Annotated in this window: 6 protein-coding genes; all 6 read right to left on the minus strand. The window is 39.6% G+C overall.

Annotation, left to right across the window (positions count from 1 at the left end; all coding sequences use genetic code 11):
- Positions 1–344 precede the first annotated feature (344 nt).
- The 6 genes from QZT73_RS04820 to QZT73_RS04845 all read right to left on the minus strand — a co-directional run bounded on the left by QZT73_RS04820 (position 345) and on the right by QZT73_RS04845 (position 6834).
- Positions 345–1067 carry an acyl-ACP thioesterase domain-containing protein gene (locus tag QZT73_RS04820; RefSeq protein WP_291782449.1) on the minus strand — a complete coding sequence of 241 codons (723 nt, stop codon included), beginning with the start codon at positions 1065–1067 and terminating at the stop codon, positions 345–347.
- Positions 1060–2238 (minus strand): MFS transporter, encoded by a 1179-nt coding sequence (locus QZT73_RS04825; RefSeq protein ID WP_291782452.1) that lies wholly within the window; start codon positions 2236–2238, stop codon positions 1060–1062. The genes QZT73_RS04820 and QZT73_RS04825 overlap by 8 nt, the downstream gene beginning before the upstream one ends.
- Positions 2239–2720: 482 nt before the next feature.
- Positions 2721–3203 (minus strand): DUF6691 family protein, encoded by a 483-nt coding sequence (locus tag QZT73_RS04830; protein WP_291782454.1) that lies wholly within the window; start codon positions 3201–3203, stop codon positions 2721–2723.
- Positions 3204–3217: 14 nt separating this feature from the next.
- Complete coding sequence (locus QZT73_RS04835) at positions 3218–3799, minus strand: YeeE/YedE thiosulfate transporter family protein (protein ID WP_291782457.1); 582 nt, start codon at positions 3797–3799, stop codon at positions 3218–3220.
- Between the two features lie 83 nt (positions 3800–3882).
- Positions 3883–5271: an OprD family outer membrane porin gene (locus QZT73_RS04840; RefSeq protein WP_291782460.1), complete on the minus strand. Its 1389-nt coding sequence runs from the start codon at positions 5269–5271 to the stop codon at positions 3883–3885.
- 141 nt (positions 5272–5412) lie between these two features.
- A complete protein-coding gene (locus QZT73_RS04845; RefSeq protein WP_291786898.1) occupies positions 5413–6834 on the minus strand; it encodes an MBL fold metallo-hydrolase in 1422 nt (473 codons plus the stop codon).
- Between the last annotated feature and the right edge of the window lie 238 nt (positions 6835–7072).

Genomic DNA, 7072 nt, shown 5'->3' on the forward strand with positions numbered 1-7072 from the left:
CCGGTGGTCGAGCTTGCCGAGACCCATTCCTTTTATTAAATTTTTTTCCATTGGTCGAGCTTGCCTTCCTCAAGCAGGCTTGCAGAGACCCTCTTCTTTCATTATGTTTTTTTTCCGGTTGCCGATCCCGTCTTCGCCTGTAAAGTTTGAGAAGGCTTTCTCCATATCATCATATTTATCCGGTGATCTTTAAGTTTTTGGGCGCTTACCAAAGCGGCCCTTGAGCGATTCGGTGATTTTACAACTATCTGATGATGTAGTGGGTGGATTATATTTTTTTCAAAATTTCCTTTATCAAGTAGCATGTAATGCTAACTATCAGAAAGTTTTTTATTAATACAACCTTACCCATTTAATTTCTCTACCCAAGAAGTAAAAACATCCCTATTTCCAGACCGGCCAGAGACCAACATTTTTTGAGCATCCAAAGAAAAGAGGATTTCAATATGCTCCCCAAGTAGCGCCTCATTCAGGTAATTGATGCCAAACCTATCAAATACAAACCCTTTGTCCAAACAAAAATCCTCTATCCATCGGATGTAGCTCACATTATTAACATGGTTATTCATATCCAAATCAGAATAGTTTACCATAAATGCTTTTCCTGAAATAGGTTGGGAAGGCCCCGGTATTTTATCTGGCACAGCATATTCGGATGGCTCCGTTTCAAATAGTTCGGAGGGAAGCACCAAAGAGGGTCGCTGAGGGCGTTTGGTTTTGACATCCAAAAGTAACCAAGCAGACATGGCGACAGCCAATACCTCCCCTTTTTTATCAGTAACCCTAAATTCTCTGAGTGCAAAAAGCTTGTTGATACCCCTTCCTGCAGTTTCAATTTTGATGGTTTCGCCCCAAGATGGTTGTTTTTTTACCTCAATTTCAAACCTTGACAAAACCCACATGTAGCCTTTCTCGAAAAGCACTTTTCCAAAATCTCTGCTATCGGCATGCTTCCAGGCTACTTCCTGTAATAAATCGGCCAAAGAAGCCCATCTGAGTTGCCCAGAAGGGTCAATCTGAAAGGAGAGTACTTCGAATTTTTTTTCAAATTGAAAGGGTTTATGCATTGCTGGCATCGTTTATTGATAAGTCAGTTGGAGATTCAAAAATTTCCAAACGTACAGATGACAAGATAGTAATTCCCAATCCCGCTATTGCAATGAGTATAAAGGATACTTTCAGGTTGAAAATTTCAGCCACATAACCAATTAATGGTGGACCAATCAAAAAACCAAAAAATGAAATGGTTGATACCATGGCCAAGGCTACACCTGGGGAGTATTGTTTGGATCTGCCGGCTGTACTGTAGGATATAGGAATAATCGCGGCTACACCAAATCCTACCAGCAAAAACCCTAATGTGGCACTGATGGGTAAAGGCAGGACGACTGAAAGTGATAAACCTATAAAGATCAAGAGTCCACTAATCCGAAGCATTTTTAAACGACCTATTTTATTGATTATTCTGTCTGTTACGAATCGGGCGCTTGCCATTGCCCCCATAAAAGATACATAGCCGAGGGCAACCAGACCTGGTTCTATTTCTACCACCTTTTTGAAATAAACCCCACTCCAGTCAAACATGCATCCCTCACTAAGCATCCCTAAAAAAGCAATTGCACCAATACGTAACAATAAACCATCCGGTTTTTTAAGCACAAGGCCTCCTCCGCCTCCAGCTCTCTGTTCATCGATGAGAAAAGCATGGGAAACAAAGAGGGTCATTAAGACAATTGCGCTTATGAAGACGTAATGGAATTTTGGAAGAATATCAAAATAAATCATCGCAGCACCTATTCCGGCACCTGTAAAACCCGCAAGGCTCCAAAGGCCATGGAAGGAAGCCAATATACTCCTTCCATAACTGTCCTCTATGGCCAATGCCTGTGTATTTAAAGAAATATTCATAAGGTTACCTATCATCCCAAAAACCACCACTACAGGGATAAGCATCAAAATGGAATAACTGAAACCTATTAAGGGAAGAAATAAAATGTAACCTATACTACTTGCAATGATCACTCTTTTACTTCCAAATCGGTACACTGCCCATCCTGCTAATGGTAATGCAGCTAAAGACCCTATAGGTAGTCCTAATAAAAGTGTGCCCAATTGTGCTTCTGAGAAACTGAATTTCGATTGAATATCAGGAATTCTCGAAGCCCAGGAAGCAAAACAAAGCCCTGCAATAAAAAAGATGCTGCCCAAGGCTATTCTTCTTTTCTGAAGTAAAGTCATGAATAGGTATAGGTTGAGGTTTAAACCCGAATGCATAATTCGGATTGACAGGCAAAGCTAAGGCCAAAAAAGGGAAATAAGAAAATCAATTACCTCAGTGTTTACCTAAATTTGGAAAAACATATTGCTTTTATAACTGTTGATAAAAGAAAAAATCATGGAATTTGTCATTGCAGGCTCAGTTATTTTAGTTGCTATCCTTATGATCAGGGTGATTGTAAAAAAAGTTTTTCAATAAACCCGGATTATGCATTAGATTTCGTAGTGAGCGTTAAAAACACAAAATAATCAAGCATTTAGCGAATGAAGCATAGTCATCTCTATGGTGAACGAGCTAAATCCAGTGAAACGATTGATTATGGAGTGTTTTTAGCTCGTAATAACATGTGCGCCGTGGCGTAGAATTCATAATGCATATTTCGGGTTAAAAAAAGCCATCCCTTTGTGGAGATGGCTCTTCAATTTCATTCAACCCGTATGAATTAGTTGGGAAGCTTATCGGCAAACCTGCCATAAACCCAAGTTCCGGCAATTGCAGAAACCAATGTTACTAAGATTACGGTAAATCCACTACCAATTTGAGCGAATAATGGTCCAGGACAAGCTCCGGTAAGGGCCCAGCCTAATCCAAATATAAATCCACCGATAATCTGCCCTTTCCTGAATTCTTTTTTAGGGATATTGATTACTTCTCCTTTAATAGTTTTGATGTTAAGTTTCTTAATCAGTTGAATGGAGATTACACCTACAGCGATTGCTGAACCGATAACTCCATACATAAAGAATGATTGAAGTCTGAACATTTCCTGAATTCTAAACCAGGAAATAATTTCTGCTTTCACAAAAATAGCTCCGAATAGAATACCAATAATCAGGTATTTTAATAAGCCATCTTTGCTTGCCTGCATATTAGGTGCTTCGCACTCAACAGGCTGTACGTTTTTTACTTTATCTTCTACTTTCATCTTTTTTCAAATTTTTAAAATCCCACCATTTTCATTAAAGGTTCCAACAATACGTGTGTCATCAGAAAACCTCCAACCATAAAGAATATGGTAGCCACTACTGAAGGCCATTGAAGAGAAGATATCCCCATTATGGCATGGCCGGAAGTACATCCCCCTGCATACCTTGTACCAAAGCCCACAAGAAAACCCCCAATAACGAAGAACAGCAATCCTTTTGTTGTGAATAGGTTTTCCCAAGAGAAAATTTCAGCTGGCAATAACTTTGAATAATCTGTTATCCCTAAGGCTGCCAAATCTTGCTGAGTAGCTTCTGCCACCACAATGGTATCCGGATTTGACAGGAATGTGGTAGCAAAGAATCCTCCAAGTAAAACTCCTACAACAAACATTATATTCCACATTTCTTTTCTCCAATTATAGGTGAAGAAAGGAATATTTGCAGGTATACACATGGCACAAACGTGTCTAAGTGACGAAGAAATCCCGAAAGATTTGTTGCCAACCAATAATAGAATCGGCACCGTTAAGCCAATCAAAGGGCCTGCTACATACCAGGGCCAAGGCTGAGTTATCCATTCAATAAATTGTTCCATAACAATAGTATTTATTTAATTTTTATTTTGTTTTTCTATTTGTTTAATCTCTTACCAGAAGGTAGTCAAGCTCGCTTCTTTTTTTAAAACCTATAATCCATTACTAAGTTAAAGTTCCACATTTCTACCCGATTGATTCTAAGTCTATCGGTCATGATTTCCCTATCCTGAGGAGCCTTGTTTACTACCAGTAGCATCAAGTTGACTCCTTCAAAGTAATCTTTGAATCTAAAGTCCAACATTCCTGAAAAATGGTAATAAGATGGGATGGCATACTTGTTTGTCCGATAGGAGTCAAGTCCGGAATGATTTACCTTTCCGGCTCCAAACTGTGCAAATAAACCATCGAATGGGGTGATCAAGTCATATTTCAATACCCAAGCATTCATGTCTCCTGCACCTTCGTACCTTTCTCTGGAAAGACTGGCATACATCATCTCTCTTCCCCATTCTCTTGGAAAAAGAAATCTGCCATTATCATTGATTCCCAAGAAGTTCAATGATACATTATGCCTTCCTGAAAACACCCCGAGTTTAGCTCCTATTCCAGATGACCTTTCTTCAGGATGCATGTAAGCCCTTTGTGGATCAGGATTACCTCCTTCATTGACAGGGAATTGGTGGAACCCTTGAAGACCCGTAAGAATTCTGGTCCTGCCCACGTTCAGGGTATAATCACTTTGAAGGAAACTCATATTGAACACATTTTCCACAAAATAATTCCATGCTTGGAGAGTCAGACCACTTTTATAATACTGAACTCCTGTCATCCCAATACCTTTGGAAGAGATTCTTCCTTTGTAATCAGAAGGCTCTCCATATAAGTTCCTTCCAAAAGGATAGACTCCAAAAGACTCCTCTATAGAATACCAATCCACTGTACCTCTAATGGTTACAGAATTGATCCACATAGCCGTTACTTTGGTGTTCATCCCTGAATATACAGCGGATAATCCACCAAAAACATTGGGTCTCATTCTGTTGTCCTGCTCGTTTAGCAAAGGTGTTATTATTTTTTGCCTGCCGAAGGTGAATTTAAACCTTTCTTTTCGATAGGTAAGATACAGTTCTTCTAGCCTATCCAACCTATTCGTATTTGTCAGGTCATTCATATCGTAAAGCAAGAGTTCGTACCTGTTTCCAGCTCCAGTAATTGGGTCAGGAATACGCACATTCTGCTCAAATACCTGAAAGGTGAAGAAACCATTAAACCTGGCTTGAAATCCCTTCCATTCCGGCGTGGTATAGCCTATGCCTGCACCTGAAGCCAGGGTAGCATAATTCAATAAATCCCCTTTGTTAAGTGTGGCCATAAAGAAGGATTTTACGTGAAAATCCACTTCACCGCTTTTTAGCGTTTTTGCCAAACTCTCTACTTCTACAGTTGTTGAGTCCCCTCTATCTAACTCCCCTTGACCTTTGACGTTCCGACCAAATGCAAAAAGGATGATAAATATCAGTAAACGCTTCATATTCAAAATTGACCAATCTTTTCCCTCAAATAAGTGACATTTATCACCCAAGCTTTTTTCTAACGAAAAATGGCAAGACAGATCTGTCTTGCCATTTTTTAGTTTGAGATAACTCGGGTTAAAATAACCTTTAGTTAACTTTTAAAGCAATGTTGTTGGGCAAACATAATCGCTTACTTGGAATAAGGCAGAGTCTTTTATAGCATCAAAACCACCCTTAACATCGATAAGATTTTCATAGCCTCTGGCTCTCAATATGGAAGTAAAAGCCATAGACCTATATCCCCCGGCACAGTGTACATAATAAGTTTTGTTTTTGTCTACCTTGGTCATGCTATCATTGATGTAATCCAAAGGTGCATTGATGGAATCAATGACGTACTCACTTTGGTGCTCACTGGCTTTTCTTACATCTAGAATGTTCACATTTCCTTCTTTTTCCATAATGTTAGCAAGTTCTTCTGCTGAAATGGATGTAATGGTATCTACCTCTCTACCATCTGCTTTCCAGGCCTCAAAGCCATCTTTGATGTAGCCGATACAGTGATCATATCCCACTCTTGCCAATCTGGTGATGATTTCCTCTTCTCTTCCTTCTTCTGCCACCACTAAAATCTCTTGTTTCACATCAGGAATCAAGGTGCCTACCCATACCGCAAAACTTCCATCAATTCCGATATTTACAGAATTAGGTATAAATCCTTTTGCAAAGACCTGAGCATCTCTTGTATCCAAAACGATGGCACCTGTTTCATTGGCAGCTGCTTCAAATGCAGCAGGACTCAATGGATTAAAGCCTCTGTTCATGACTTCATCGATGGAATCATATCCTTGGATATTCATCAAAACGTTTTGTGGGAAATAAGCAGGAGGAGGTGTCAAACCTGTCAATACTTCCTTGATAAATTCATCTTTGGTCATATCTTGAAGGGCATAATTGGTCTTCTTCTGATTGCCCAAAGTATCGGTTGTTTCTTTGCTCATGTTTTTGCCGCAGGCACTTCCTGCACCGTGTGCCGGATAGACAATGATGTCATCAGCCAAAGGCATGATTTTATTTCTCAGAGAATCATACAAATGAGCAGCTAATTTTTCCTGTGTCAAATCTTTGATGACCTTCTGCGCCAAGTCAGGTCGGCCTACATCACCGATAAACAAAGTGTCACCGGTAAATAGGGCTTCTTCTTTTCCTTCTTCATTGATCAAAAGGAAACAAGAGCTTTCCATAGTGTGGCCCGGCGTATGAATTACTTTAATTTTGATATCGCCGATTTCAAAAACTTGATTGTCCTCTGCAACAATGGCATCAAATCCCATCTTCATACCAGTAGGACCGAAAACAATGGGGGCACCTGTTTTCTTCGAAAGATCTTGGTGGCCTGATACAAAATCAGCATGAAAGTGGGTTTCAAAAACATATTTGATTTTGGCCCCATTCTGTTCTGCTTTTTCAATATATGGCTGAACTTCCCTTAAAGGATCGATGATTGCTGCTTCTCCATTGGATTCGATGTAGTAAGCTCCTTGAGCCAAACATCCGGTATAAATTTGTTCGATTATCATAGCTTTATTGGGTTTTTTATTTTAATGATGATGTAAAATTATTTCTTTGGTCTTTTTTATAAAATGACATTTGTCACACATTATGAGTAAAAGTTTAGAAAGGATAATAACAATATTATGCGTCATGCTTTGCTACCATTGATGGATTTATAATCTTCCCCTCGGCAGGCTCGGGGGCCGGAAGTTTTGGTTTTTCAGGTGGTGTTAGGGGGAGGGAAATGCGGCAGGGCCGCATTTC

Source organism: Cecembia sp., from assembly GCF_007126775.1.
In the GTDB taxonomy this organism is placed as follows: Bacteria; Bacteroidota; Bacteroidia; order Cytophagales; family Cyclobacteriaceae; genus Cecembia.